1 pseudogene is annotated in these 327 nt (G+C 61.8%); it reads left to right on the top strand.

The annotated features are described in order from the left end of the window. Nucleotides 1-327 (top strand): annotated as a pseudogene (locus G3N98_RS39595) (IS3 family transposase); the annotation flags it as partial.

Genomic DNA, 327 nt, shown 5'->3' with positions numbered 1-327 from the left:
AGGCCGATATCGTGACGACACTAGTACGGGATGTACGGCTGCGTCAGCCCCGACTAGGGACGCGGAAACTGCATCATCTGCTCGGGCCAGCGTTGGTCGAGCGCGGCATCAAGTTGGGGCGAGATCGGCTGTTCGATGTACTGCGCGCCGCGCGCCTGCTCGTCGTGCCTCGCCGGGCGTACCACAAGACAACGCAAAGCCAGCCGTTGATCCACCACTCCGATCGCGGGGTGCAATACTGCTCGACCTACTATCAGGACATCCATCGACGTCACGGCTTGCGCTGTTCGATGACTGACGGGTACGACTGCTATCAGAACGCGCTGG

The organism is Burkholderia sp. Tr-20390, assembly GCF_017104595.1.
Lineage (GTDB): Bacteria > Pseudomonadota > Gammaproteobacteria > Burkholderiales > Burkholderiaceae > Burkholderia.
This window is presented reverse-complemented; position numbering and strand designations above follow the sequence as displayed.